We start from the raw sequence: 24,430 nt of genomic DNA, 5'->3' as shown, positions 1-24,430 counted from the left end.
AGCGTCGAGCGCGTGGCGCACCTCTCACCCCGCCGGGGCCCCGGGTGTGGCGTACGCCACTCGGGGCGGCGCGCGGATCGCGGGGAATTCCCCGGGGCCGATCGCGCGGAACAATTCCCGGACGTTCAAACATTCATCCGGAATACGCCTTCGGGGAATGGGTCGGCAGGTCATCCGATTTCCGGACGGACGCCGGTAATGAGCCGTCCTTCGCGAGCCGCTCAACATCACATCGTCATCACGAAGGGAGCGGTTTGACGGGGTCGGCTTCTCACTCCCTGTAACGTCGATTGGGTGCGTACCGACATCTTTGCCCGGCTGGACCGGGAGCCGGAACCGCCGAAGATAGAGGTCCCGGGGATGACCCGCACGCGTCTCGCCCTCTTCGGCGGGACGTCGGCGTTCTATCTCGCCATCGTCGTGGCGGTCCTGCTGTCGACCTGGCTGGTGACCCTCGACTGGAAGATCATGCTGTTCCGGCCCTACCAGCAGTGGCCGGAGCTGCACGCCTTCCTCGACTACTACGTCGTCCTCGGTCAGCGCGGCCCCACGGCCGTCATGGTGGCCGCCTGGCTGGGCTGGCGCTCCTGGCGCCAGCACACCCTGCGCCCCCTGCTGTGTCTCGGCGCCGCCCTTCTGCTGCTCAACGTCTCGGTCGGCTCGGTCAAGCTCGGACTCGGCCGGCTCGGGCCCCACTACGCGACGCAGGTCGGCTCCGCCGAGCTCTTCGCGGGCGGCGACATATTCCCCTCGGGGCACACCGCCAACGCGGTCGTGACCTGGGGGATCCTGGCCTATCTGGCGACCACCCCGCGGGCCCGGCGCTATCTGTCGGCGCTCTCCGCCGTGGTCGCGCTCGGCGTCGGCCTCACCACCGTCTACCTGGGCACCCACTGGCTGAGCGACGTCCTGCTCGGCTGGGCGGCCGGCCTCCTCGTGCTGCTCGCGCTGCCCTGGTGCGAGCCGGTCCTGGCCGTGGCGGAGTCGTGGATCCTCGCCGCGCGCGACCGGCTGCGGGAGCGGCTGCGGGACCGGCGCCGGCTCGTGCCCTCGCTGCCGGTGGCGTCCGGAGGGCCCCGGCCGGGGTTCTTCCCGACCCGCCCGCCCGGCCCCGAGGAGCCGGTCCGGGAGCCCGTGGGGGTGGCCGGCGGCCGGCGCACCCCGGCGACCGGGGGCTGATCCCCACCCCCCCTCGTACGAACGGAAGGGCCCCGGCCGACCGGCCGGGGCCCTTCCGTGTGCGTGGGACGGTCCCGGGCGTCAGCCGAGCCAGCAGCGGGTGACGGCGCCGTCCTGGACCTCGAAGTTGATGCGCCCGGCGAGGTACTCCATGGTGATGATCGAGCCGGGCGGCAGGGCGCGGACGACGCTCCAGCCCCGGGTCCTGGCGAGCTGCTCGGCGCCTTCCGCGTCGAGGCCCACATAGGACTCGGGGGCGTCGCGGGGCGGTTCGGGAGTGCGCGGTGTGGGTGCCATGAACCTCACGTTAGTCCCTTTCCGGTCACGCTTGTGTCACAAGTTCTCGACATCGGTTTGCCGTGTCGCACGTCACCCGGAAGGCCGGACGTCCGCCACTTCTCCCCCACTTCTCCGGCGATTTCCGGAGAATGTCCGGCACTTCTCGGCGGAGAGCGGGGAGCGCCGACGGAACGCGGAGCATTACCTCTCGCCGCGCGGACTTCCGGAATTGTTCCGGCGGCGTCCGCGCGGGGCGCTCACTCTTTCCTTACAGAATGCTTACGCCGCCCGAACACCCCGGCACGGGGGTCAGGAGTCCGTACGGGACCCGCCGTCCGCGCGGTCGAGGGCGCGGGACAGGCGGTCCCGGAGGTCCCGGATCCGCCCGGTGAGCTCCGGCGGCTCGACCACCTCGAAGTCGAAGCCCAGCATCAGCACGTGGAACACCAGGACGTCGAGGCCGTGCGCCCCCGTGCGCAGCAGACAGGCCGCGTCCCCGTCGGCCTCCAGGACGCCGTCCAGCGGGCCGACGGCCGCGGCGGCCTCGGCGAGCGGCACGAGCAGCCGGACCGTCGCCTCCGTCGCGTAGGCGCTCCTGGACACGCCCTTCGCCACGTAGGCGGCCAGGTCCTCGGCGGGCGGTTCGCGGGGCGTGAAGCGGGGGCCGTGCGGCGGGGCGGGCTCGATCCGGTCGGCCCGGAACGTGCGCCAGCCGGCCCGGTCCAGGTCCCAGGCGACCAGGTACCAGCGCCGCTCGGTGCAGACGAGCCGGTGCGGCTCCACGGTCCTGCGGGTGGCCGAGCCGCCGTGGTCCCGGTAGGCGAAGCGGAGCCGCTCGCTGTCCCGGCAGGCGTGGGCGAGCTCGGTGAGGACCGCCGGGTCGACCCGCTCGTTCGGCGTGCGCAGCAGCGGGACCGTGAAGGCGTTGAGCGCCCCGACGCGCCGCCGCAGCCGGCCCGGCAGGACCTGCTCCAGCTTGGCCAGGGCGCGTACGGAGCTGTCGCCGATGCCCTCGACGCCCTGCCCGGCGGCGGCGCGCAGGCCGACGGCGACCGCCACGGCCTCCTCGTCGTCGAGGAGCAGCGGCGGCAGCTCCGCCCCGGCCCCGAGCTGGTAGCCGCCACCGGTGCCGGGGCTGGCGTGCACCGGGTAGCCCAGCTCCCGCAGCCGGTCGACGTCCCGCCGCACGGTGCGCGGGGTGACGCCGAGCCGGTCGGCGAGATCGGCGCCGGACCACTCGCGATGGGCCTGGAGCAGTGAGAGCAGGCGCAGCAGCCGTGCGGAGGTCTCCACCATGCGCCCGAGTCTGGCAGCCCTCGCGGACAGCCGCTGTCCTCGATGCGGACCGGGCGCCCCGGCGATCGGCGGAAGGCGCTCCGGCCGGGTCAGCGGAAGCGGCGGACCAGACGGCCCGCCCGCGCCTTCTGGGCGTAGCCGGCGTCGACGGCCCGGCCCACGGCCCGGTGGAGCGCGGCCCGCGCCGGAGAGTGCGTGCGCCGGGACGCGCCCCGGTCGAGGAGCTCCGTCCAGAGCGCCTCGTGCCGGGCGGCGATCCGGGCCGGGTCGAAGCGCTCGGAGGCGGCGAGGGCCGCCCGCGCCGTCTTCGCCCGCAGCTCGTCGTCCTCGATCAGCTCGCGCAGCGCCCGGGCGAACGCCGCCACGTCGTCGACCGGCACGAGCCGCCCGTCGACCCCGTCCTCGATGATCTCGCGCGGCCCGTGCGGGCAGTCGGTGGAGACCACCGGGAGGCCGCAGCGCATCGCCTCCACGATGGTCATGCCGAAGGACTCGCGCTGCGAGGTCACGGCGGCGATCGAGCCCTTGACCCACTCCGGCTCCAGCGGGGTGACCGGCCCCATGAGGAAGGCCCGCTCCCCCAGGCCCCGCTCCTCGATCCGCCGGGCGAGCGGCTCCCGGAAGTTCTGGACGGCGTCCCCGGAGCCGTAGATCCGCAGCTTCCAGTCGGGGTGGTCCCCGGCCACCTCCGCGAAGGCGTCGATCAGCACGTCGTAGCGCTTGACCCGGGTCAGCCGGCCGGCCGCGACGACCGTCCTCGCCGCCGGGTCGGCGGGCGGGAGCGAGGGCGCGGGCACGCTGTTGGGCACGGCCTCGATCCGTACGCCGGACAACCCCAGCCGCCGGTAGGCGCGGGCGTCGGCCTCGGTGACCGTGGTGACGGCGTCGAGCAGCGCGTACTCGTGGCCGATGTCCCGGCGCAGCCGGTAGCCGTGCCCCTCCAGGGTCAGGTGCTCCTGGCCGACCAGGACGGGGCCGCGCCGGGCCTGCCGGGCGAGGTGGACGTTGAGCCCGGGGCGGGTGGCGACGAGGACGTCGGTCTCCACCCCGCGCAGGTGCTCCCCGATCCGGGCGTCGGTGAGGGCGCTGTACTGCTTCCAGCGCCCGTCGCCGCGCGGGAAGACCTCGGCGGGGCGGTGGAAGTCGGGGTGGTCCCCGTCGTACCCCGGGCTGCTCTTGCGCAGGTCGACGAGGTGACGCAGGGTCACCCCGCCGGGCAGGCCGAGCAGCGGACGGTCGCGGTGGCGGAACACCGACACGATCTCGACCTCGTGACGCTCCGCCAGCTCCTCGGCGAGCGTGAAGGTGGTGCGGATCGTGCCGCCGTAGTGGTAGCCGTTGTGGAGCAGAAAGGAGATACGCATCGCGCTGCCGGTTCCCCCCGGTCAGTTGGTCGGTCGCCCGACTGTACTTGCCGGGGCGGCGCCGGTGTCCCCGGGCGGCCGGACGGGCCGTCAGAGCGGGGAGATCCGCAGCATGGTGCCGACGGCGACCCGGTTCGGGTCGGCCCCGATCAGGCTCCGGTTCGCCGCGTACAGCGCCTGCCAGCCGCCCTTGATCCCGAAGCGGCGGGCGATCGAGCTGAGGGTGTCGCCGGCCCGGACCGTGTGGACGCGCCCGCTCAGGCCGTACCGCTTGGAGCAGACGGGCCAGGCCCCCCAGCCCTGGGTGCGCAGCACCTCCTCGGCGACCTTGATCTGCTGCGCGCGGGTCGCCAGGTCGGCGCGCCGGGCATAGGCGAGGCCGCCGTGCTCGACCCAGGTGGGCTGCCAGAACTGGAGCCCGCCGTAGAAGCCGTTCCCGGTGTTGACGTGCCAGCGTCCGCCGCTCTCGCACTCGGCGACGCAGCCCCACGGCCACTGGTCCTTCGCGCAGGCGTACGCGGGCACGGAGGCGGCCGCCGTACGGGGCGCGGTGGCGCTCTCCCGTGCCTGGGTCCGGGCCTGCGCCTGGGCGGGGGCCGGGGCCAGGGTGAGGAGCGCGGCCGCGGAGGCCGCCACGAGGGAACCGGCCGTCAAAAATCTGATCTTCGACATCGACGCAGGCTAGGCAGCCCCCGGGCGCCCCGGGCCCGTGCCGCGCGGGACTCCGCCGACACCCCACCCGGTCGGCGGACCCTCCCGCCGTGCGGGCCGGCCGCAACTTGTCCCGCATCCGCGCGTGACCCCGGCCGAGCCTGGCCCGTTGAACTCGGCATGAGACGACCGGGAACGGCCCGGCGTCCGCCCGTACCGAGTCCAGGGAGCCCCCCGTGCCGCGCATGCTCGACGTCAGCGAGGACGTACGCGCCGAGATCGGCGACGAAGAAGCCGACCGGCTGCTCGACGGCGACAACGCCCCGGGCCACTACGACTGCACCTCCTGCCGCACGCCGGGGGACTCCGAGCAGGAGCGCACCAGCACGGTGCTGTTCGTCGGCGAGGAGACGGCGGTCCTCGCGTTCGCCCACGCCAGCTGCATCCCCTCGCAGGTCGTCCGGGTCGCGGAGGAGCAGCTCCAGGGCGCCGTCGCCTCCATCACGGCCTCGGACGCCGCCGACGCGCTCTCCGCCTCCCACCCCGAGCAGGCCGTGCTCGGGGTCACCAGCGGGCTCGTCCTGATCCGGGGCGAGCTGCACCCGGCCCTGGTGGTGGAGCCGACCGCCCCGGTGGCCCGCCCGGGGTCGGACGGCCTCGTCGACGAGTTCCTGCCGCTCCTGGCCGAGCAGGGCTTCCAGCAGGTCATGGACCTGGAGGCGACGCCGGCGACGCTGCCGGGCTGGTCGGTCCTGGTCGCCATGGGCCAGCTCCACTCGGTGCTCCAGCCGGGGCCGGGCGGCGCCGGGCAGGCCGCCTGGTGGCAGGCGCACCAGCCGCTCCAGGTCACCGACGGCTGGCGCGCGGCGGCCAACAAGTCGCACACGGTCCTGGTCTTCGCCGCCCCGGTGGGCTCGATCGGTCAGCAGCCGCGCGAGGACCTGCTGCGCGACGCCCTGGAGAAGGCCGCCGCGAACGGGCGCCTGGTGGCCGCCGCGATGCCCCTGGCCGGCACGTGAGGGAGGGCGCGCGGCCGGGCTCGGGGTGGGTCCGGGTCGGCGGCGCCCCGGCGGGGCGGGGGACGCCGGGAGCCGGGGCTCCGACCGTGCCGCGTCCGCGGCGGGCGCCTCTTTCGGAGAGCCGCCCGCATCCGACGGGCGGCGGGGTCGTTGGCACCTACGTGCACCCATACGACCCTTTCCTCCAGCCTCATCCGAGTCAGATCCCCTCCATGCGCCCCGCGCCGGACGTCACGGCGGGCCCTTCGCCCACGCCGATCTACGACGCCCTGTACTCGGAGTACCGCAGGTCGTTCCGCACCTTGCCGGGCGATCGCAGCGGCGAGGAGGGACTGGCCTTCCGGGCCTTCGGCACGACGCTGGGCGCGGGCGGGTCCGGGCGGGGGCGCCGGCACGCGGCCCCCGCGGCGTGGGCGGACCGGGCGCCGGCGCCGCCGCCCCCGCAGACCCACCGGCCGGCGCTGCCGCCGGGACCCCGCAGAGGGCTGTAGGACCGAACGGCCGGGGGCCGGTACCCGTAGCGGGTACCGGCCCCCGGCCGTGTCGCGCGGCGCCGCCGGCGCGGGACTACTTCTTGCGGCCGCGCTTCTCGCGCACCCGGACCGAGATGTGGATCGGGGTGCCCTCGAAGCCGAACTCCTCGCGGAGGCGGCGCTCGATGAAGCGGCGGTAGCCGGCCTCCAGGAAGCCCGAGGCGAAGAGGACGAACCGGGGCGGCTTGGTGCCCGCCTGCGTGCCGAAGAGGATGCGGGGCTGCTTGCCGCCGCGGACGGGGTGCGGGTGGGCGGCGACGATCTCGCCGAGGAAGGCGTTCAGCCGGCCGGTGGGGACGCGGGTCTCCCAGCCGGCGAGGGCGGTCTCGATGGCCGGGACCAGCTTCTCCATGTGGCGGCCGGTCTTGGCGGAGACGTTGACCCGGGGCGCCCAGGAGACCTGCTGCATCTCGGTCTCGATCTCGCGCTCCAGGTAGTAGCGGCGCTCCTCGTCCAGCTCGTCCCACTTGTTGTAGGCGATGACGATGGCGCGGCCCGACTCGACGGCCATGGTGATGATGCGCTGGTCCTGGACCGAGATGGTGTCGGTGGTGTCGATGAGGATGACGGCCACCTCCGCCTTCTCGACGGCGGCCGCGGTCCGCAGGGAGGCGTAGTAGTCCGCGCCCTCCTGGAGGTGGACCTTCTTGCGGATGCCGGCGGTGTCGACGAACTTCCACGTCACGCCGCCGAGCTCGATCAGCTCGTCGACCGGGTCGCGGGTGGTGCCGGCCAGCTCGTTGACGACGACCCGGTCCTCGCCCGCCACCTTGTTGAGCAGGGAGGACTTGCCGACGTTCGGGCGGCCGATGAGGGCGATGCGGCGCGGGCCGCCGACGGCGTTGCCGAAGCGCTGCGCGGGGGCCTCGGGCAGCTTCTTCAGGACCTCGTCCAGGAGGTCGCCGGTGCCGCGGCCGTGCAGCGAGGAGACCGGGAACGGCTCGCCCAGGCCCAGCGACCAGAGCATGGCCGCGTCGGCCTCGCCGGACTGGCCGTCGACCTTGTTGGCGGCGAGGACGACCGGCTTCCCGGCGCGGCGGAGCAGCCTGACGACGGCCTCGTCGGTGTCGGTGGCGCCGACGGTGGCGTCCACGACGAAGAGGCAGGCGTCGGCGGCCTCGATGGCGAACTCGGCCTGGGCGGCGACGGAGGCGTCGATGCCGAGGACGTCCTGCTCCCAGCCGCCGGTGTCGACGACCTTGAAGCGGCGACCGGCCCATTCGGCCTCGTAGGTGACGCGGTCGCGGGTGACGCCCGGCTTGTCCTCGACGACGGCCTCGCGGCGGCCGATGATGCGGTTCACCAGGGTCGACTTGCCGACGTTCGGACGGCCGACGACGGCGAGGACGGGGAGCGGGCCGTGCCCGGCCTCCTCGATCGCGCCCTCGATCTCCTCCGCGTCGAAGCCCTCTTCCGCGGCGAGCTCCATGAACTCCGCGTACTCGGCGTCGCCAAGTGCCCCGTGGTCGTGCTGGTCGTTCATGAAGTCCGTTCCTCGATCATTCGTGGTCGGTGGTTCCCGGTCGACGGGTTCCACTACTGAGAGTCTCGCTCAGCGCCCGGTGAGGCGCCTGGCGTTTTCCAGGTGGGCGGTGAGCTTCCCCTGGATCCGTACGGTGGCCTCGTCCAGCGCCTTGCGGGTGCGCCGGCCGCTGCCGTCGCCCGCCTCGAAGGCGTCACCGAAGACGACGTCGACGCGGCCGCGCAGCGGGGGCAGGGCCTTGACGAGCCGTCCCCGGCGGTCGGTGCTGCCCAGGACGGCGACCGGGACGATCGGCGCGCCGCTGCGTACCGCGAAGTAAGCGAGGCCCGCGCGCAGCGAGGCGAAGTCGCCCTCGCCCCGGGTGCCCTCGGGGAAGATCCCGAGGACGCCGCCCCGGTCCAGGACGCCCAGGGCGTTGGCTATGGCCGTGCGGTCGGCGCCGTGGCGGTCCACCTTGAGCTGCCCGATGCCCTCCAGGAAGCCGCCGAGCGGGCCGACGAACGCCTCCTTCTTGATGAGGAAGTGCACGGGGCGCGGGGCGGTGCCCATGAGCATGGGGCCGTCGATGTTGTGCGCGTGGTTGACGGCGAGGACGACGGGGCCGGAGGCCGGCACCCGCCAGGCGCCGAGGACGCGCGGCTTCCACAGCCCGTACATCAGCCCGATGCCGATGCCGCGGCCGACGGCGGCGCCCTTCGCGGAGGGCACGGTCACCTGACGGCCGCCCGCTTCTCGTCCACGAGGGTGACGACGCACTCGATCACCTGGTCGAGGGTGAGGTCGGTGGTGTCGACCTCGACGGCGTCGTCGGCCTTGGCGAGCGGGGAGGTCTTGCGGCTGGAGTCGGCCGCGTCCCGCTTGACCAGGGCTTCCTGGGTGGCTCGTACGTCGGCGCCCTTGAGCTCGCCGGAGCGGCGGGCGGCGCGGGCCTCGGGCGAGGCGGTGAGGAAGATCTTCAGGTCGGCGTCGGGCAGGACGGTGGTGCCGATGTCCCGGCCCTCGACGACGATGCCGTGCTCGGCGCCCCGGGCGATGGTCCGCTGGAGCTCGGTGATGAGCGCGCGGACCTCGGGGACGGCGCTGACGGCGCTGACCCTGGAGGTGACCTCTTCGGTGCGGATGGGGCCGGAGGCGTCGGCGCCGTCCACGGTGATGGTGGGCCGGGACGGGTCGGTGCCGGAGACGATGACCGGCTTGGCGGCGGCGTTGGCGACGGCCTCGCCGTCGGAGACGTCCACGCCGTTGCTGATCATCCACCAGGTGATCGCCCGGTACTGGGCGCCGGTGTCGAGGTAGCTCAGTCCCAGCTTGGCGGCGACCGCCTTCGAGGTGCTCGACTTGCCCGTGCCGGACGGCCCGTCGATGGCGACGATCACGGATTCCACGGTGGGAACACCTTCCTGGGGTGGGGCGGCAGGACCCGGCGGGGACGCGACGGGCTCCCCCAAGGTTACCGAGTCCCACGCACCCGTTCGGCCCAGCCCGTGCGGGGCCCCCGGGGGCCGGTCTCCCGGTCCCCGGACCCCGGCGTCCGCGTCAGCCCGTACGGAGGGCCCAGCCGCGCTCCTGGAGGGCCGTGCCGAGGACCGGGGCCGCCGAGGGCTCCACCATGAGCTGGACCAGGCCGGCCTGCTGTCCGGTCGCGTGCTCGATGCGGACGTCCTCGACGTTGACGCCCGCGCGGCCCGCGTCGGCGAAGATCCGGGCCAGCTCGCCGGGCCGGTCGCTGATGAGGACGGCGACGGTCTCGTACGCGGCGGGGGCGGCGCCGTGCTTGCCGGGGACGCGGGAGCGGCCGGCGTTGCCGCGGCGCAGGACGTCCTCGACGCCGGTGGCGCCGTCCCGGCGCTCGTCCTTGTCGGCGGACTGGAGGGAGCGCAGGGCGCGGACGGTCTCGTCGAGGTCGGCGGCGACGCCGGAGAGGACGTCGGCGACGGGGCCGGGGTTGGCGGAGAGGATCTCGACCCACATGCGGGGGTCGGAGGCGGCGATCCGGGTGACGTCGCGGATGCCCTGCCCGCAGAGGCGCACGGCCGACTCGTCGGCCTCCTCCAGACGCGCGGCGACCATGGAGGACACCAGCTGGGGGGTGTGGGAGACCAGGGCGACGGCCCGGTCGTGGGCGTCGGCGTCCATGACGACGGGGACGGCCCGGCAGAGGGCGACGAGCTCCAGGGCGAGGTTGAGGACCTCGGTGTCGGTGTCCCGGGTGGGGGTGAGGACCCAGGGGCGTCCCTCGAAGAGGTCGGCGGTGGCGGCGAGCGGGCCCGAGCGCTCCTTGCCGGACATCGGGTGCGTGCCGATGTAGGCGGTGAGGTCGAGGCCGAGGGCCTCCAGCTCCCGCTTCGGTCCGCCCTTGACGCTGGCGACGTCCAGGTAGCCGCGGGCGAGGCCGGCGGTCATGGCCTCGGCGAGGGTGGTGGCCACGTGGGCGGGGGGCACGGCGACGACGGCGAGGTCCACGGGGCCCCCGGGAGCCTCGTCGGTGCCGGCGCCGAGCGCGGCGGCGGTGCGGGCGCGGGCCGGGTCGTGGTCGCGCAGGTGGACGGTGACGCCCCGGCCGGCGAGGGCGAGGGCGGCGGAGGTGCCGATCAGGCCGGTTCCGATGACGAGCGCTGTTCTCACTGGGCGATGTCCTTGCGCAGGGCGGCCGCGGCGCCGAGGTAGACGTGCGCGATCCGGGACTTGGGCAGCTCGGTCTCGACGTGGGCGAGGAGCCGGACGACCCTCGGCATGGCGCCCTCGACGTCGAGTTCCCGGGCGCAGATCAGGGGGACGTCGACGATCCCGATGTGCCGGGCCGCGGCGGCGGGGAAGTCGCTGTGCAGATCGGGCGTGGCCGTGAACCAGATGCTGATGAGGTCCTCGGCGGTGAGGCCGTTGCGTTCGAGGACGGCGGTGAGCAGCTCCTCGACCCGCTCGCGCATGTGCCCGGCCTCGTCCCGTTCCAGTTGGACGGCGCCTCGGACCGCTCGTACCGCCACGTCGTGCTCCTTCGCCTGCGTCAGTGCTCCGTTCAGCCTAGTCAGGGGCGGGGGGCCGGGAGCGCGCCGCCCGCTCTCCGAGACGGGGGCGGGCGCCGCGTTCCGCCGTCCGGGGTACGGACGCGGGCGTGTCGCGGGGCCCGGCGGAGGCGCGTGGCCAAGCTGGCGCCATGACGTCCCCCCGCGCGTGCCGCCGCACCGTCCTGTTCGCCGCCGCGGCCCTGACGACGACGGGCTGCGGCTCGGACGGCGGCGAAGACGGGGGCGACGGCGGTACGACGGCGGGCACGGACGCCCCGGAGACTCCGGAAGCCCCGGAGACGCCGGACGCCCCCGAGTCCCCCGAGTCCCCGGAGGGCGACGGCGAGGCGCTGACCAGGACCTCCGAGATCCCGGTCGGCGGCGGCGCGGTCTTCCCGGAGGAGAAGGTGGTGGTGACGCAGCCGACGGCCGGCGAGTTCAAGGCGTTCTCGGCGGTCTGCACCCACCAGGGGTGCCTGGTGAACAAGGTCGCGGACGGCACCATCGACTGCCCCTGCCACGGTTCGCGGTTCCGCGTCGCGGACGGCTCGGTGGTGACGGGCCCGGCCACCCGCCCCCTCCCGGCCGAGCGCATTAATGTCTCGGGGGAGACGATCACCCTCGCGTAACCTGCCCGGCATGACTCCGGACGAGCTGGTGCGCGAGCACACGATCTACTCCTGTGTGATGGGCTCGCGCGCCTTCGGTCTGGCGACCGAGGGCAGCGACACGGACGTGCGGGGCGTCTACCTCGCCCCGACGCCGCTCTTCTGGCGCTTCGACAAGCCCCCGGCGCACGTGGAGGGGCCGCGCGAGGAGCAGTTCAGCTGGGAGCTGGAACGCTTCTGCGAGCTGGCCCTGCGCAACAACCCGAACGCCTTGGAGTGCCTCCACTCCCCCGTCGTCGAGTACGCCGACGACCTCGGCCGCGAGCTGATCTCCCTGCGCGGCGCCTTCCTCTCCCGGCAGGCGCACCGGACGTTCGTGCGGTACGCGGACGGGCAGCGCCGCAAGCTGGACGCGGACGTGCGCCAGTACGGGCATCCGCGCCGGAAGCACGCCATGCACCTGCTGCGGCTCCTGACGAGCTGCCGGGACCTGCTGCGCACGGGCGAGCTGCGCGTCGACGTCGGCGAGGACCGCGACCGCCTCCTCGCGGTCAGGCGCGGCGAGGTGCCCTGGCCGGAGGTCGAGTCCTGGATGGACCGCCTCCAGGAGGAGGCCGACCGGGCCCACGACGCCTCCCCGCTGCCCGCCGCCCCGGACCACGCGCGCGTGGAGGACTTCCTGGCCCGCGCCCGCCGCGCGTCGGCCCTGCGGGAGCCGTAGCCGGGAGCGGGGGCCGGGCGCCGCGGCTCAGACGTCCCAGAGGGCGCCGAAGGCGATGAGGTCGCTCCGGTACTCGACGCGGTCCGCCCACTCCCCCGGCCAGGCGTCCGCGCCGAGGTGGGCCCCGGCGAAGGCGCCCGCGAGGGCGGCGATCGAGTCGGAGTCGCCGCGGGTGCAGGCGGCCCGGCGCAGGGCGGTGAGGGGCTCGTCGGGGAAGAGGAGGAAGCAGAGCAGCCCGGTCGCGAGGGCCTCCTCCGCGATCCAGCCGTCGCCGGTGTACGTGCAGGGGTCGAGCTCCGGGTCGGCCGTGCGCTGGACGGCGTCCAGGCGCTCCAGGACCGCCAGGCACTCGTCCCAGCCGCGCTCGGTGAAGTGCCGGGCGGAGGGGTCCTGGGAGCGGGTCCACAGGTCGCCGAGCCACTCCTCGTGGTAGCGGGAGCGGTTCTCGTACGCGTACGAGCGGAGCTGTCCGACGAGTCCGGCCGGGTCCACGCCCCGCGCGAGCAGGTACGCGGCGCGGGCCGTCAGGTCGGAGGCGGCGAGCGCGGTCGGGTGCCCGTGGGTCAGCGCCGCCTGGAGCTGCGCGGCACCGGCCCGCTGCTCCTCGTCCAGACCGGGGACGAGGCCGATGGGGGTGACCCGCATGTTGGCGCCGCAGCCCTTGGAGTGGATCTGGCTGGCGTCCTGCCAGAGCCGGTCGCCGTCGAGGAGCCGACAGGCGCGCAGGCAGGTGTTGCCGGGCGCGCGGTTGTTCTCCGGGGAGTGGTACCAGTCGACGAACTCCTCGCGCACCGGCCGGGCGAGGCGCCTCGGGGCGAGGACGCCCCGGTCCATGGCCGTGCGGATGCCCCGGGCGAAGGCGAGGGTCATCTGGGTGTCGTCGGTGACGTACGCCTTCCCGTTCCTGACGGCGAGTTCCATCTCCCGCCAGGGCCCGCACTTGGCGAGGATCGCGGGCACGTCGTTGAACTCGGTGGGGAAGCCCAGCGCGTCGCCCAGCGCGAGGCCGATCAGGGATCCGGTCGCGGCCCGCTTGACGGCGGTGTGCGCGTGGTTCACGAGGAGCGTCCTTCCGGTCGCAGGAGGGGCGGGTGGAGGGCCGTGGCCCCGCCCGCCCGGTAGAGGGCGGCCGGTTTCCCCCGTCCGCCGGTGAGGCGCGGCGGTCCCTCCACGGCCCGGACGAAGCCGGGCGTGGCGAGGACCTTGCGCCGGAAGTTGGGGCGGTCGAGCTCGACGCCCCAGACCGTCTCGTAGACCTGCCGGAGCTCGCCGAGGGTGAACTCGGGCGGGCAGAAGGCGGTGGCGAGGCAGGTGTACTCGAACTTGGCGCCGACCCGTTCGTGGGCGTCGGCGAGGATCCGGTCGTGGTCGAAGGCGAGCGGCCCGTGCGTACCGTACGGGATCCACCGCGCCTGGGCCGCGTCCCCGCCGCCGCGCGGTTCGGGCGGGTCCGGCACGAGGGCGGTGAAGGCGACGGAGACGACCCGCATCCTCGGGTCGCGGTCCGGCTCGGTGTAGGTGCGGAGCTGTTCGAGGTGGAGTCCGGCGACGGTGGCGCCGGAGAGCCCGGTCTCCTCGGCGAGTTCGCGGCGGGCGGCGGTCTCGGCGGACTCGCGGGGCAGCACGAAGCCGCCGGGCAGGGCCCAGGACCCGGCGTACGGCTCCTGGGCGCGTTCGACGAGCAGGACGTGGAGGCGCTCCTCGCGGATCGTGAGGACGGCGAGGTCGACGGTGACGGCGAACGGCTCGAAGGCGCGGGGGTCGTAGCCCTCGGGGGCCCGGTGGGCGGTCATCGGCGTTCCGGCAGCGGGTCGGTGAGGCCGGGGCCCTCGGCGAGCAGCGCGTCCACGGCGGCGACGGCGCTGGCGAGCCGCTCCTCGTGCGGGCCGGTGAGCACGACCGCGCGGCGGCCGGAGTGGGCGAGCTGGGTGAGGAAGCGGGCGGTCATCCAGGGCCGCAGGTGCTCCCCGTCGCGTAGTCCGTCGTCCTCGAAGTCGACGCCCCGGTGGTCGGTGAGCAGCCAGAGGTGCTGACGGCCCCGGGCGGCGATCTCGCCGGTGTCGGCGCTGGTGGTGCCCATGTACCGCTCGTGCCAGATGGTGGTGGCGAAGGCGTCGGTGTCGCAGAAGAGGACGGGCGAGCCGTCGCGGGCGGCCTCCTCCTCCAGTTCGGCCTGGCGCTGGGCGATGACGGGGAAGTCGGAGGAGCGGAAGGTGACGTCGGACCAGGTGGCGCCGGGGCGTTCGGCCCTCAGCTCGGCGAGCTTGAGCTCGCTGTACTCGCGGCCGTACTCCGGTACGTACCGGGTGCGGGCCCAGACGCCGCCGCGCCGCCGGTAGTGGTCGGCGAGGGCGAGGGCCATGGTGGTGGTGCCGGTGGACTCGGCGCCGAGGACGACGACCCGGCGGGTGAGCGCGGCCCGTACGGGCGCCTCCAGGAAGTCCCAGCGGCCTGCGGGGTCCGCGCGGACGGCGGTGCCGGAGACGGGGAAGCGGACGCGGTCGGGGTCGACGAGGACGGACGCGGCGCCGAAGCGGCGGCCGAGCTCCTCGCCGTACGGCTCCGAGGTGAAGACCGCGTCGACGCGCTCGGGCACGGCGGCCCGGAAGACGCGCATGTGGGCCTCCCACACGTCGGGGTCGTGGAGGTCGACGGGGTGGTCGTCGACGGCGCCGACGACGAGGGCGTCGGGGTGGACCTCGCGCATCCAGGCGACGCGCTCCTCCAGCGGCACGGACTCGACGGAGGAGGCGCAGACGAGGACGGTGAGGCGGTCGCAGCGGTCGAGGGCGGTGCGGACGAGGTGGTGGTGGCCGGCGTGCGGCGGATAGAACTTGCCGAGGACGAGGCCGTGCCCGTAGCGCTTCACGCCGTCGCCTCCGCCGTCTCCGTCTCCGCCGCCGGTCGCCGGGCCCCCGCGAGGTCCCTGCTCCAGCTACGCAGGCCCATCACGCAGAGCGCCATGAAGCCGACGTACAGCAGGGAGGTCAGGTACAGCCCCTTGTGCGCGTACAGCGGCACGTAGACGACGTCGGCGGCGATCCAGAGCCACCAGGACTCCAGGCGCTTCCTGCACTGGCCGTAGGTGGCCGCGAGGGAGAGCGCGGTCGTCAGGGCGTCCCAGAAGGGGACGGTCGAGTCGGTGGCGCGGTCGAGCAGCAGGGTGAGCCCGAGGGTCCCCACCACCCCCGCCGCGAGCAGCCACGCCCCTTCGGCGCGCGTAGTGCGGCGCACCGGAAGGGTGTCGGAGCCCGGTCCACCCCCGTGGGTCCAGGTCCACCAGCCGTACGCGGCGAGGGTGATGAAGACGATCTGGAGGCCGGCGTCGGCGTAGAGGCCGGCCTGGGCGAAGAGCAGGACGAAGAAGAGGTTGTTGGCGATGCCGACGGGCCAGTTGGCCACGTGCTGGCGGGCCACGAGCCAGACGCAGAGCGCTCCGCTGCCGAAGCCCAGGACCTCGGTCCAGCTGACCGGGGTGTCCAGGACGGTGAAGAGCGGCTGCTGCAGGGGTTCGAGCAAAGTCGCGAGGCTCACGCCCGCCTCCTTAAGAGTCACCTTGACTATAAAGGGTGGCGGACCGCGGCCACAAGGGCCGGGCGCGGACGCGAAGGGGCCCGTGACCGCCGGAACGGTCACGGGCCCCTTCGTACGCGCACCCCCGAGGGGTGGTGCTACATGCCGACTTCCTTCATCAGCATGCCGACCTCCGTGTTGGTCAGGCGGCGCAGCCAGCCCGACTTCTGGTCGCCCAGGCCGATCGGACCGAAGGCGGTGCGGACCAGCTTCTCGACCGGGAAGCCCGCCTCGGCCAGCATCCGGCGCACGATGTGCTTGCGACCCTCGTGCAGGGTGACCTCGACCAGGTAGTTCTTGCCGGTCTGCTCGACCACGCGGAAGTGGTCGGCGCGGGCGTAGCCGTCCTCCAGCTCGATGCCGTCCTTGAGCCGCCGGCCGACCTCGCGGGGCAGCGGCCCCGTGATGGCGGCCAGGTAGGTCTTCTTCACGCCGTACTTCGGGTGCGTGAGGCGGTGGGCCAGCTCGCCGTGGTTGGTGAGCAGGATGATGCCCTCGGTCTCCGTGTCGAGCCGGCCGACGTGGAAGAGCCGGGTCTCGCGGTTGGTGACGTAGTCGCCGAGGCACTGGCGGCCGTCCGGGTCCTCCATGGTGGAGACGACGCCGGCGGGCTTGTTCAGGGCGAAGAACAGGTACGACTGGGTGGCGACGGTCAGGCCGTCCACCTTGATCTCGTCCTTCTCCGGGTCGACGCGCTTGCCCTGCTCGACGACGATCTCGCCGTTGACCTCGACCCTGGCCTGCTCGATCAGCTCCTCGCAGGCGCGGCGCGAGCCCATGCCGGCGCGGGCGAGGACCTTCTGCAGCCGCTCGCCCTCCTGCTCGGCGCCGGGGAAGGTCTTGGGGGTCTTGATCTCGGGCTTGCCGGCGTACCGCTCCCGGTTCCGCTCCTCGGTGCGGGCGTCGTACTCGCGCGAGCGGGCGGGCGCGGTGCGGCCTCCGCCGCGCTGCGGGGACTGCCGGGGGCCGCCCTTGGCACCGCCGCGCGCGGCGTCGCCGCGACCGCGCTTGGGCGGGCCGTCCGGGCGGCCGGCGAGGCCCTCCACGTCGTAGCTGCGCTCCTCCGGGCGCGGCCGGCGCGTGTTGGCGCCGCCGCCCTGGCCGCCCTGCCGGAAGCCGCCGCCCTGGCCACCGGGACGGCCGCCGCCCTGACCCGGGCGGCCACCGCCCTGGCGGTCGTCGCGGCCGTTGCCGGCGCCGCGGTAGTTCCCGCGTCCGCCGCCACCGCCGCCGCCACCGCTTCCACGGCCGCCACCGCTGCCGCCGCGGCCGCCGCTGTTGCCACCACGGCTCCCGCCGTTGTTTCCGCTGCTGTTCCTGCCGCTGCTGCTTCGCATCAAAGTTCCGTCTTGTCGTCTACGTCTGCGTCGGGTTCGAACGACGGGACGCCTTCGAGGGAGTCCGGCTCGACCGCCTCCGCCTCGGGGAGGAAGGGCGCGAGCTCGGGGAGTTCGTCCAGGCCGCGCAGGCCCATCCGCTCCAGGAAGTAGTTCGTCGTCCTGTACAGGATCGCACCTGTTTCGGGTTCCGCGCCCGCCTCCTCCACCAGACCCCGCTGGAGGAGGGTCCGCATGACGCCGTCGCAGTTGACCCCGCGGACCGCGGAGACGCGGGAACGGCTGACCGGCTGGCGGTACGCGACGACCGCGAGGGTCTCCAGGGCCGCCTGGGTGAGCCGGGCCTGCCGGCCCTCCAGGACGAAGGCCTCGACGGCCGGGGCGTACGCGGGGCGGGTGTAGTAGCGCCAGCCCCCGGCGACCTGGCGCAGCTCGAAGCCGCGGCCCTGGGCGGTGTACTCGTCGGCCAGCTCGCGCAGGGCGTCGGCGACCTCCCGGGGGGCGCGGTCGAGGACCTCGGCGAGGTGGGCCTCGGTGGCGGGCTCGTCGACGACCATGAGGACGGCTTCGAGGGAGGGCTTGAGGTCGGTGCCGGTGGTGCCGTCGTCGGCGTCGGTGTCGGTGTCGGTGTCGGTGTCGGGGGCGCTCACGCGCGGGCCTCCGTTTCCTGTCCGGGTTCCTGGTCGAACTCGTCGGTGACCCGGGCCTCCCCGTCCCCGCCGGTCCAGGAGACCGTGAGGTCGCCCAGGGCGGTCTCCTGGTCGAGGGCGACGGCCCGCTCCCGGTAGAGCTCCAGGAGGGCGAGGAAGCGGGCGACGACGGTGAGGGTGTCGCCGGCGTCCTCGATCAGCTCCCGGAAGGCCGCCGTGCCGCGCTCGCGCAGCAGGGCGGCGACCACGGCGGCCTGTTCGCGGACGCTGACGAGGGGGGCGTGGATGTGCTCGACGTACACCTGCGGCTCGGCCCTGGGCCGCATGGCCTTGACCGCGAGCTTCGCGAAGCCCTCGGCGCCGATGGAGATGACGACCTCGGGGAGCAGCTCGGCGTGGTGCGGTTCGAGTCCGACGGTACGGGGGTGGCGGCGGCCCTCGCTCTCCCACCGCTCCTCGAAGATCGCCGCGACGCGCTTGTACGCGCGGTACTGGAGGAGCCGGGCGAAGAGCAGGTCGCGGGCCTCCAGGAGGGCGAGGTCGGCCTCGTCCTCCACCTCGGCGGCGGGCAGCAGCCGGGCGGTCTTGAGGTCGAGCAGGGTGGCGGCGACGACGAGGAACTCGGTGGTCTGGTCGAGGTCCCCGTCGGGCCCGAGGGCGCGCAGGTGCGCCATGAACTCGTCGGTGACCTGCGAGAGCGCGACCTCGGTGACGTCGAGCTTGTGCTTGGTGATGAGCTGGAGCAGCAGGTCGAAGGGCCCCTCGAAGTTCGAGAGCCGCACGGTGAACCGCCCGTCGACCCCAACGGGACCGGTGGCCGGGGGGCCGTCCGTGACGGCCGGGGGCTCGTCGGCGGCGACCGCGGCCGGGGGCTCGTCGGCGGCGGTCGGGAGCCCGTCGGCGGGCTCCGGGTGCTCCCGGTCGGCCGCGGGTGCGGGCTTCCCCGAGGGCGCAGAGAGCTCGGCGGCGGGCCCCGGGGGCTCCCCGTCGGGCGCGGGGGCCCGTACGGCCGCCTCGGGGGCCCGTACGACCGTCCCAGAGGTCCCGGCGGGCGCCTCGGGGGCTCCGGCGGGCGCCCCGGAGGTCCCGGCAGGCGCTCCGGAGGGGCCGGCGGAAGCCGCAAAGGCCCCGGCGGGCGCTTCGGGAGCCCCGGAGGGTTCGGGGACCTCGGGCCCCGCCCACGCCCCCCGCAGGGGCCCCGTGCCCCCGCCGTGTCCCAGAGTGCGGCGGCGCGGCGGGCGGGACGTTTCGTCCGGGGTGGGGTCGGGGGCGTGGTGCATGGAGGTCCAGGGGGAGCGGAGGGCGCGGCAGCCCGCAGGCTACCGTCAGCGGCCGCGCAGACGGCGGACGAGGATGCTCGCGTCGCCGCGGGACTCCAGGTCCGCCAGGACGACCGCGACGGCCTCCCGGACGATCCGGCCCCGGTCGACGGCGAGGCCGTGCTCGCCGCGCAGCACGAGCCGGGCGTGCTCCAGGTCCATCAGCTCCTCGGCGGAGACGTAGACCGTGATCTTCTCGTCGTGGCGCTCGCGGCCGCTGGGCCGCCGGCTCGCGGTGCGGCCTCCGCCGCGCCGCCGGGGCGCGGCGGCCGGAGCCGCCTTCTCGGTCTCGGGGGACGTCCGGGCGCGCGGTTCCGCCGCCTCGGAGTCCGCCGCCGCGTGCTCCGCGGAGCCCTCGGCCGCCGCCGGGTCGCTCTCGCCCGCCGGTGCCGGGACGGCCCGGCGGGGTGAGGACGCCTGCAGCGCCGTCCCCCCGGTCGTACGGAAGAGTTCGTCGGCGCCGGGCAGGCTCACTCGGCGTGACACCGGGCGAGCACCTCCCTGGCGAGCTGGCGGTAGGCGGCGGCGCCCACGGAGTTGGAGGCGTACGTGGTGATGGGCTCGCCGGCGACCGTGGTCTCCGGGAAGCGCACGGTCCGCCCGATGACCGTGTGGTACACGTGGTCGTCGAAGGCCTCGACGACGCGCGCGAGCACCTCGCGGCTGTGCACGGTCCGGGAGTCGTACATCGTGGCGAGGATGCCGTCGAGCTCCAGCTCGGGGTTGAGCCGCTCCTGGACCTTCTCGATGGTCTCGGTCAGCAGCGCGACGCCGCGCAGCGCGAAGAACTCGCACTCCAGCGGCACGATGACCTTGTGAGCGGCCGTCAGGGCGTTCACGGTCAGCAGGCCGAGCGAGGGCTGACAGTCGATCACGATGTAGTCGTAGTCGTTCATCAGCGGCTTCAGGGCGCGCTGGAGCGTGGACTCGCGCGCGACCTCGCTGACGAGCTGGACTTCGGCGGCCGAGAGGTCGATGTTGCTCGGCAGCAGGTCCATGTTGGGCACGGCGGTCTTGAGGAGGACCTCGTCCGCCGACATGCCCCGCTCCATGAGCAGGTTGTAGACGGTGAGGTCGAGCTCCATCGGGTTCACGCCGAGGCCGACCGACAGGGCTCCCTGCGGGTCGAAGTCGACGAGCAGGACCCGCCGTCCGTACTCGGCGAGCGCGGCTCCCAGGTTGATGGTCGACGTGGTCTTGCCGACGCCGCCCTTCTGGTTGCACATCGCGATGATCTTCGCGGGTCCGTGGTCGGTCAGCGGGCCCGGGATCGGGAAGTACGGCAGGGGCCGTCCGGTCGGGCCGATCCGCTCGCGGCGCTGGCGGGCAGCGTCGGGCGCGAGGGTGGCCGCGTACTCCGGATCGGGCTCGTACTCGGCGTCGGGGTCGTAGAAGTGCCCCTCGGGCACCTCGTCGTAGGCGGCGAAGTGGGTGGACTCTCGGCCCATCTCGTTGCCGGCCGTGGCGTTCACGTGTAGGCCGTCCATCGTCTTCATCGTGTGGGCTGTCGTCACGGGCTGGTGCGTCGCGAAGGTCCGCACCGCGACGGAGCCGATCGGAGCTCCCGGCGCACCACTCCCGGGAGTAAATGTCGACTCATTCACAAGTCGTCTTACCTCCTTGGGTGTGACCGGGAACATTTATCGATAGGTCAGCGTGGCACCATGCCGACGGTTGGCGACTCTATGGCGTGTCACCGGTCCGCAGCAACACAATCCGCCGGACCCGGCCCGATGTGTCGGTAACCGAACACGCCTCTGTCAAGGGCGCGCGGTCACGCATCCGCACGTTTCCGGGGTGCGCGAAACGGTTAAAGAGTTACGTTCGCCGCGAGTTGCCCGAACGTTTCGGCGTGGCCGGAGACACGTCCGGCCGGACCTTGTCGAACAAGGTCCGGCCGGGTGCGTGGTATTGACGGCGCGCGTTGACGCGGCGCCGCGGGGGTCAGCCCAGGAGGCTGCTCAGCTCGACGTGCTCGAGGCCGTGCGCCTCGGCGACCTCCTTGTAAACCACCTTGCCGTCATGGGTGTTGAGGCCCAGGGCGAGGGCGGCGTCGCGGCGGATCGCCTCGGCCCAGCCGTTGTTCGCCAGCGACACGATGTAGGGCAGCGTGGCGTTGGTGAGGGCGTAGGTGGAGGTGTTCGGGACCGCGCCCGGCATGTTGGCGACGCAGTAGAAGACCGAGTCGTGGACCTGGAAGGTCGGCTCGGCGTGGGTGGTCGGGTGCGAGTCCTCGAAGCAGCCGCCCTGGTCGATCGCGATGTCGACAAGGACACTTCCGGGCTTCATCTTGGCGACGAGCTCGTTGGTGACCAGCTTCGGGGCCTTGGCGCCCGGGATGAGGACGGCGCCGATGACGAGGTCGGCCTCGACGACGGCCTTCTCCAGCTCGTAGGCGTTGGAGACGATCGTCTGCACCTTGGTGCCGAAGATCTTGTCGGCCTCGCGGAGCTTGTTGATGTCCTTGTCGAGCAGGGTCACGTGGAAGCCCATGCCGACGGCGATCTGGGTGGCGTTCCAGCCGGAGACGCCGCCGCCGATGACGACCGCGCGGCCGGCGTGGGTGCCGGGGACGCCGCCGGGCAGGACGCCCCGGCCGCCGGCCGAGCGCATCAGGTGGTAGGCGCCGACCTGCGGGGCCAGGCGGCCCGCGACCTCGGACATCGGGGCGAGCAGCGGGAGCGCGCGGTTCGCGGTCTCGACGGTCTCGTACGCGATGGCGGTGGTGCCGGAGGCCAGGAGGGCGTCGGTGCACTCGCGGGAGGCGGCGAGGTGCAGGTAGGTGAAGAGGGTCTGGTCCTTGCGGAGGCGGTGGTACTCCTCCGCGATGGGCTCCTTGACCTTGAGCAGCAGGTCGGCGGTGGCCCAGACCTCGTCGGCGGTGGGGAGGATCTCGGCGCCGGCGGCGACGTACTCCGCGTCCGTGATCGAGGAGCCGACACCGGCGTTCTGCTCGACGAAGACCTGGTGGCCGTGGCGGACGAGCTCGTGGACACCGGCGGGGGTGATGGCCACGCGGAACTCGTTGTTCTTGACCTCGCGGGGGATGCCGACCTTCATCGTCGATCACGGTCCTTGAATCAGGGAGGGATAACTGGCGCACTGCGATACATACCCGGATGCATCGCGACGCACCGGGGCAGACCACGTTCGAACGCGGCAGAGCCAGTCTAATGAAGGAGTTCCCGCTGTCTAGCCTTTCAAAGTACTAATCTTTGACGGAGCCACTGCGGATTTCGTAGGCAGAAGGTTCCGTTTCCAGCAGTCTCTCCGCTCCGGCCCGGTGCAGCCGGGCCGCCGCCGGGTCGCCGAGCCGGTCGAGGGTGTCGGCGAGGCGCAGCCGGAGCGCCGCCTGGAGCCGGACGTCCTGGGCCCGGCGGGCCCACTCCACGGCCTCCTCGCAGGTCCGCAGGGACTCCTCGGGCCGTCCGGCGTACTCCTGGACCCGCGCCGCCTCGCTCAACGCCCGCGCGTAGCCCGGGAGATCGGAGAGCCTGCGGTAGCCGGCGGCGGCGGCCCGCCAGTTCCGCAGGGCCTCCCCGTACCGCCCGGCGTAGGTCTGCACCGCGCCGAGGCGGGCGTACAGCCGGGCCTGGTCGGCGCGCTCGTCCCGGGCGAGGCGCTGGGCGAGGGCCCGCCCGTACCAGTCGCCGGCCCGCTGCCAGTCCCCCAGCTCCTGATAGGAGCCACCTACGGATTCCATCGCGCGACCGGTCGCGTACGGGTCATTTGCTGCGCGTCCGGCCTCCAAAGCCGACCGATATCGCAGCAGAGCCTCCTTCGTCCTGCCTGTGCGGGCGTCGAGGTCGGCCAGGTTGAGCAGGGCCGCGGCCCGCTCGCGGTGCAGTCCGTGCCGCTCGGCCACGTCCAGGACGAGCCGGTGCAGCCCGTACAGCTCGGGGGCGGCGGCCTCGGCGCCCCGGTGCGCGGCGAGCGCCCGGACGAGGGAGGCGATCAGGCGGCGGGCCAGGGTGTCGAGCTCCCCGTCCGCGACGGCGAGGCGGGCGGAGGCGAGCAGGACGGGCCGCCGGGAGTCCAGCCAGGCCGCCCCGGCGGCGGCGGTCGGGAAGCGCAGGGCGCGCGGCAGCCCGGCCAGCTTCCTGCGGGCGGGCGAGCCCTCGGGTTCGGTGACCGCGCGGCAGGACTGGAGGAGCCGCACGGTCCGCTCCAGCATCCGGGCCCGCGCGAGCTGCACCTCGGCGGGCCGGTCGCGCTCCTCCAGTTGCGCGCGCAGGAGGGGGACGAGGTGGGCGCGCACCTCGTACTGGCCGTCCTCGCCGGCCGAGACGAGTCCCAGGGCCTCGAAGTCGGCGAGCGTGGTGGCCGCCGCCGAGACCGAGCAGCCGGCCAGGGCGGAGGCGGTGTGGGCGTCGGCCCGGCCGAGCGGGGCGAGCGCGAGGAATCGCAGTATCCGGGCGGCGGTGGCGGGCAGGCCGTCGTGGGCGAGCAGGAAGGCCCGGGTGAGGGGGTCGCCGCTCGGCTCGCGCAGCCGCTTGGCGAGGTCGGCGACGGAGGACTTGGGGTGGGTGGAGAGCCAGCCGCCGGCGAGGACGACCGCGGCGGGCAGCCCCCCGCACTCCTCGACGAGGGTCTCGGCGGCCTGCGGGTCGACGGTGACGGGGACGGAGCCGGTGAAGGAGGTGAGCAGCTCGATGGCCGACTTGGGGTCGAGGCCGCCGAGGGTGCAGGGCCGCACGTCGGGGATGCCGGTGAGCGGCCCTGCGGCGACCCCGATCACCAGGGTGTCGGGCTCGTCGGGGATCAGCGGGTCCGCCTGCGCGGCGTCGACGGCGTCGTCGAGGATCAGGACGGCCCGGCGCCCGGCGAAGGCGCCGCGGACCAGTTCGGCCAGCTCGTCCTCGGCGGCGCCGGGGGGTTCGGCGACCCCGAGGGCGGCGAGGAGCTCCTGGGCGGCCCGGGCGGTGGGCACGGGCACGCCGCCGGGTTCGGTGAGCCGGGCGCGGAAGATCCCGTCGGGGTACCGGTCGGCGACCGCGGCGGCCAGCTCCTCGGCGAGGGCGGTGCGCCCGGAGCCGGGCCGGCCGGCCACGAGCAGGACCCGGGCGCGGGGCACCTTGCGGCCGGTGAGGGTGTCGAGCCCGGTCCGTTCGATGTCGGCGCGCAGGGCCTTCAACTCGCGCTGGCGGCCGAAGAACCGCCGGCTGCCGGTTGCCGCCACCGCCTGATCCGTCACGGGCCACGCTCCCGTCCACCTGCGCACGAGCCGATCCCGCGGGAGGGGCTCCGTGCGGGCGTTTCCGAGCGTAGTTCAGGGCGGGACGCGTACCCGGCGGAGCAGGGCGGACACGTCCCCCGATCGGATCAGCAGATGGTCACACCGGACGCTGTGCCCGCCCCCCGGTGCGCCTCGGGGGTGCGACGGCTCGGCCGGGGCGGGCGGATCGGTCCGGAC

At 74.1% G+C, this 24,430-nt stretch carries 25 protein-coding genes; 5 read left to right on the top strand and 20 right to left on the bottom strand.

What is annotated here, in order from left to right; all coding sequences use genetic code 11:
* Nucleotides 1-360 precede the first annotated feature (360 nt).
* Nucleotides 361-1,179: a phosphatase PAP2 family protein gene (locus ACIP5O_RS32725; protein ID WP_401300134.1), complete on the top strand. Its 819-nt coding sequence runs from the start codon at nt 361-363 to the stop codon at nt 1,177-1,179.
* A gap of 81 nt (nt 1,180-1,260) precedes the next feature.
* Here ACIP5O_RS32725 and ACIP5O_RS32720 read toward each other — a convergent pair whose 3' ends face one another.
* From ACIP5O_RS32720 to ACIP5O_RS32705, 4 genes are all read right to left on the bottom strand, one after another.
* Nucleotides 1,261-1,476, bottom strand: coding sequence for an I78 family peptidase inhibitor (locus ACIP5O_RS32720; protein ID WP_356546052.1), 216 nt, complete (start codon nt 1,474-1,476; stop codon nt 1,261-1,263).
* Nucleotides 1,477-1,767: 291 nt separating this feature from the next.
* Nucleotides 1,768-2,754: a helix-turn-helix transcriptional regulator gene (locus ACIP5O_RS32715; protein WP_401300131.1), complete on the bottom strand. Its 987-nt coding sequence runs from the start codon at nt 2,752-2,754 to the stop codon at nt 1,768-1,770.
* 89 nt (nt 2,755-2,843) lie between these two features.
* Complete coding sequence (locus ACIP5O_RS32710) at nt 2,844-4,118, bottom strand: glycosyltransferase family 4 protein (protein WP_401300129.1); 1,275 nt, start codon at nt 4,116-4,118, stop codon at nt 2,844-2,846.
* A gap of 90 nt (nt 4,119-4,208) precedes the next feature.
* Nucleotides 4,209-4,790, bottom strand: coding sequence for a transglycosylase family protein (locus ACIP5O_RS32705; RefSeq protein ID WP_401300126.1), 582 nt, complete (start codon nt 4,788-4,790; stop codon nt 4,209-4,211).
* Between the two features lie 215 nt (nt 4,791-5,005).
* On the opposite strand from ACIP5O_RS32705, the gene ACIP5O_RS32700 reads away from it, so the two are divergent.
* Both ACIP5O_RS32700 and ACIP5O_RS32695 read left to right on the top strand, forming a co-directional pair.
* On the top strand, nt 5,006-5,788 hold the full coding sequence (locus ACIP5O_RS32700) for a hypothetical protein (protein ID WP_356546045.1): 783 nt from the start codon (nt 5,006-5,008) through the stop codon (nt 5,786-5,788).
* Nucleotides 5,789-6,000: 212 nt separating this feature from the next.
* Entirely contained in the window at nt 6,001-6,279 is a 279-nt protein-coding gene (locus ACIP5O_RS32695) for a hypothetical protein (RefSeq protein WP_401300123.1), read from the top strand.
* Between the two features lie 76 nt (nt 6,280-6,355).
* On the opposite strand, the gene der is transcribed toward ACIP5O_RS32695, so the two are convergent.
* The 5 genes from der to aroH form a co-directional block, all read right to left on the bottom strand.
* Nucleotides 6,356-7,804: a ribosome biogenesis GTPase Der gene (der, locus tag ACIP5O_RS32690; RefSeq protein WP_125657084.1), complete on the bottom strand. Its 1,449-nt coding sequence runs from the start codon at nt 7,802-7,804 to the stop codon at nt 6,356-6,358.
* Between the two features lie 69 nt (nt 7,805-7,873).
* Nucleotides 7,874-8,518, bottom strand: a complete 645-nt coding sequence (locus tag ACIP5O_RS32685) for a lysophospholipid acyltransferase family protein (protein ID WP_401300120.1) — start codon at nt 8,516-8,518, stop codon at nt 7,874-7,876.
* Complete coding sequence (cmk, locus tag ACIP5O_RS32680; protein WP_401300117.1) at nt 8,515-9,189, bottom strand: (d)CMP kinase; 675 nt, start codon at nt 9,187-9,189, stop codon at nt 8,515-8,517. The genes ACIP5O_RS32685 and cmk overlap by 4 nt, the downstream gene beginning before the upstream one ends.
* Nucleotides 9,190-9,340: 151 nt before the next feature.
* Nucleotides 9,341-10,429, bottom strand: a complete 1,089-nt coding sequence (locus ACIP5O_RS32675; RefSeq protein ID WP_401300115.1) for a prephenate dehydrogenase — start codon at nt 10,427-10,429, stop codon at nt 9,341-9,343.
* On the bottom strand, nt 10,426-10,788 hold the full coding sequence (aroH, locus tag ACIP5O_RS32670) for a chorismate mutase (protein ID WP_356546038.1): 363 nt from the start codon (nt 10,786-10,788) through the stop codon (nt 10,426-10,428). The genes ACIP5O_RS32675 and aroH overlap by 4 nt, the downstream gene beginning before the upstream one ends.
* Before the next feature lie 170 nt (nt 10,789-10,958).
* On the opposite strand from aroH, the gene ACIP5O_RS32665 reads away from it, so the two are divergent.
* On the top strand, nt 10,959-11,438 hold the full coding sequence (locus tag ACIP5O_RS32665; protein ID WP_401300111.1) for a Rieske (2Fe-2S) protein: 480 nt from the start codon (nt 10,959-10,961) through the stop codon (nt 11,436-11,438).
* 10 nt (nt 11,439-11,448) lie between these two features.
* A complete protein-coding gene (locus ACIP5O_RS32660) occupies nt 11,449-12,138 on the top strand; it encodes a DNA polymerase beta superfamily protein (protein ID WP_401300109.1) in 690 nt (229 codons plus the stop codon).
* 27 nt (nt 12,139-12,165) lie between these two features.
* Here the strand turns inward: ACIP5O_RS32660 and ACIP5O_RS32655 are convergent, their stop codons facing one another.
* From ACIP5O_RS32655 to ACIP5O_RS32605, 11 genes are all read right to left on the bottom strand, one after another.
* A complete protein-coding gene (locus tag ACIP5O_RS32655; RefSeq protein ID WP_401300106.1) occupies nt 12,166-13,197 on the bottom strand; it encodes an ADP-ribosylglycohydrolase family protein in 1,032 nt (343 codons plus the stop codon).
* Complete coding sequence (locus ACIP5O_RS32650; RefSeq protein WP_401300103.1) at nt 13,194-13,931, bottom strand: NUDIX hydrolase; 738 nt, start codon at nt 13,929-13,931, stop codon at nt 13,194-13,196. Before ACIP5O_RS32650 ends, ACIP5O_RS32655 begins: the two co-directional genes overlap by 4 nt.
* On the bottom strand, nt 13,928-15,007 hold the full coding sequence (locus ACIP5O_RS32645; protein WP_401300100.1) for an AAA family ATPase: 1,080 nt from the start codon (nt 15,005-15,007) through the stop codon (nt 13,928-13,930). Before ACIP5O_RS32645 ends, ACIP5O_RS32650 begins: the two co-directional genes overlap by 4 nt.
* Nucleotides 15,004-15,672 (bottom strand): nicotinamide riboside transporter PnuC, encoded by a 669-nt coding sequence (gene pnuC / locus ACIP5O_RS32640; RefSeq protein ID WP_401300097.1) that lies wholly within the window; start codon nt 15,670-15,672, stop codon nt 15,004-15,006. The genes ACIP5O_RS32645 and pnuC overlap by 4 nt, the downstream gene beginning before the upstream one ends.
* A gap of 137 nt (nt 15,673-15,809) precedes the next feature.
* Nucleotides 15,810-17,048: a pseudouridine synthase gene (locus ACIP5O_RS32635; RefSeq protein WP_401300095.1), complete on the bottom strand. Its 1,239-nt coding sequence runs from the start codon at nt 17,046-17,048 to the stop codon at nt 15,810-15,812.
* The gene (gene scpB, locus ACIP5O_RS32630) at nt 17,048-17,698 is read right to left on the bottom strand and encodes an SMC-Scp complex subunit ScpB (protein WP_401300092.1); all 651 of its coding nucleotides are present in this window, start codon (nt 17,696-17,698) and stop codon (nt 17,048-17,050) included. The genes ACIP5O_RS32635 and scpB overlap by 1 nt, the downstream gene beginning before the upstream one ends.
* A complete protein-coding gene (locus ACIP5O_RS32625; protein ID WP_401300088.1) occupies nt 17,695-18,978 on the bottom strand; it encodes a segregation/condensation protein A in 1,284 nt (427 codons plus the stop codon). The genes scpB and ACIP5O_RS32625 overlap by 4 nt, the downstream gene beginning before the upstream one ends.
* Nucleotides 18,979-19,023: 45 nt before the next feature.
* Complete coding sequence (locus ACIP5O_RS32620; RefSeq protein ID WP_062759055.1) at nt 19,024-19,491, bottom strand: hypothetical protein; 468 nt, start codon at nt 19,489-19,491, stop codon at nt 19,024-19,026.
* Complete coding sequence (locus tag ACIP5O_RS32615; protein WP_030212665.1) at nt 19,488-20,513, bottom strand: ParA family protein; 1,026 nt, start codon at nt 20,511-20,513, stop codon at nt 19,488-19,490. The genes ACIP5O_RS32620 and ACIP5O_RS32615 overlap by 4 nt, the downstream gene beginning before the upstream one ends.
* Nucleotides 20,514-20,961: 448 nt before the next feature.
* Nucleotides 20,962-22,077, bottom strand: coding sequence for an alanine dehydrogenase (gene ald, locus ACIP5O_RS32610; RefSeq protein WP_356546021.1), 1,116 nt, complete (start codon nt 22,075-22,077; stop codon nt 20,962-20,964).
* Nucleotides 22,078-22,225: 148 nt separating this feature from the next.
* A complete protein-coding gene (locus ACIP5O_RS32605) occupies nt 22,226-24,211 on the bottom strand; it encodes a tetratricopeptide repeat protein (protein ID WP_401300084.1) in 1,986 nt (661 codons plus the stop codon).
* Between the last annotated feature and the right edge of the window lie 219 nt (nt 24,212-24,430).

It is taken from the genome of Streptomyces sp. NPDC088915, from assembly GCF_044749825.1.
Lineage (GTDB): Bacteria > Actinomycetota > Actinomycetes > Streptomycetales > Streptomycetaceae > Streptomyces.
This window is presented reverse-complemented; position numbering and strand designations above follow the sequence as displayed.

What these genes read in the sequence shown, in the direction of transcription:
- ACIP5O_RS32695 (WP_401300123.1), top strand. Translation starts at nt 6,001, where the DNA reads ATGCGCCCCGCGCCGGACGTCACGGCGGGCCCTTCGCCCACGCCGATC.
- ACIP5O_RS32725 (WP_401300134.1), top strand. Translation starts at nt 361, where the DNA reads ATGACCCGCACGCGTCTCGCCCTCTTCGGCGGGACGTCGGCGTTCTAT.
- der (WP_125657084.1), bottom strand. Translation starts at nt 7,804, where the DNA reads ATGAACGACCAGCACGACCACGGGGCACTTGGCGACGCCGAGTACGCG.
- ACIP5O_RS32650 (WP_401300103.1), bottom strand. Translation starts at nt 13,931, where the DNA reads ATGACCGCCCACCGGGCCCCCGAGGGCTACGACCCCCGCGCCTTCGAG.
- ACIP5O_RS32710 (WP_401300129.1), bottom strand. Translation starts at nt 4,118, where the DNA reads ATGCGTATCTCCTTTCTGCTCCACAACGGCTACCACTACGGCGGCACG.
- ald (WP_356546021.1), bottom strand. Translation starts at nt 22,077, where the DNA reads ATGAAGGTCGGCATCCCCCGCGAGGTCAAGAACAACGAGTTCCGCGTG.
- ACIP5O_RS32635 (WP_401300095.1), bottom strand. Translation starts at nt 17,048, where the DNA reads ATGCGAAGCAGCAGCGGCAGGAACAGCAGCGGAAACAACGGCGGGAGC.
- ACIP5O_RS32705 (WP_401300126.1), bottom strand. Translation starts at nt 4,790, where the DNA reads ATGTCGAAGATCAGATTTTTGACGGCCGGTTCCCTCGTGGCGGCCTCC.
- ACIP5O_RS32660 (WP_401300109.1), top strand. Translation starts at nt 11,449, where the DNA reads ATGACTCCGGACGAGCTGGTGCGCGAGCACACGATCTACTCCTGTGTG.
- ACIP5O_RS32720 (WP_356546052.1), bottom strand. Translation starts at nt 1,476, where the DNA reads ATGGCACCCACACCGCGCACTCCCGAACCGCCCCGCGACGCCCCCGAG.
- ACIP5O_RS32665 (WP_401300111.1), top strand. Translation starts at nt 10,959, where the DNA reads ATGACGTCCCCCCGCGCGTGCCGCCGCACCGTCCTGTTCGCCGCCGCG.
- ACIP5O_RS32715 (WP_401300131.1), bottom strand. Translation starts at nt 2,754, where the DNA reads ATGGTGGAGACCTCCGCACGGCTGCTGCGCCTGCTCTCACTGCTCCAG.
- ACIP5O_RS32615 (WP_030212665.1), bottom strand. Translation starts at nt 20,513, where the DNA reads ATGAAGACGATGGACGGCCTACACGTGAACGCCACGGCCGGCAACGAG.
- ACIP5O_RS32625 (WP_401300088.1), bottom strand. Translation starts at nt 18,978, where the DNA reads ATGCACCACGCCCCCGACCCCACCCCGGACGAAACGTCCCGCCCGCCG.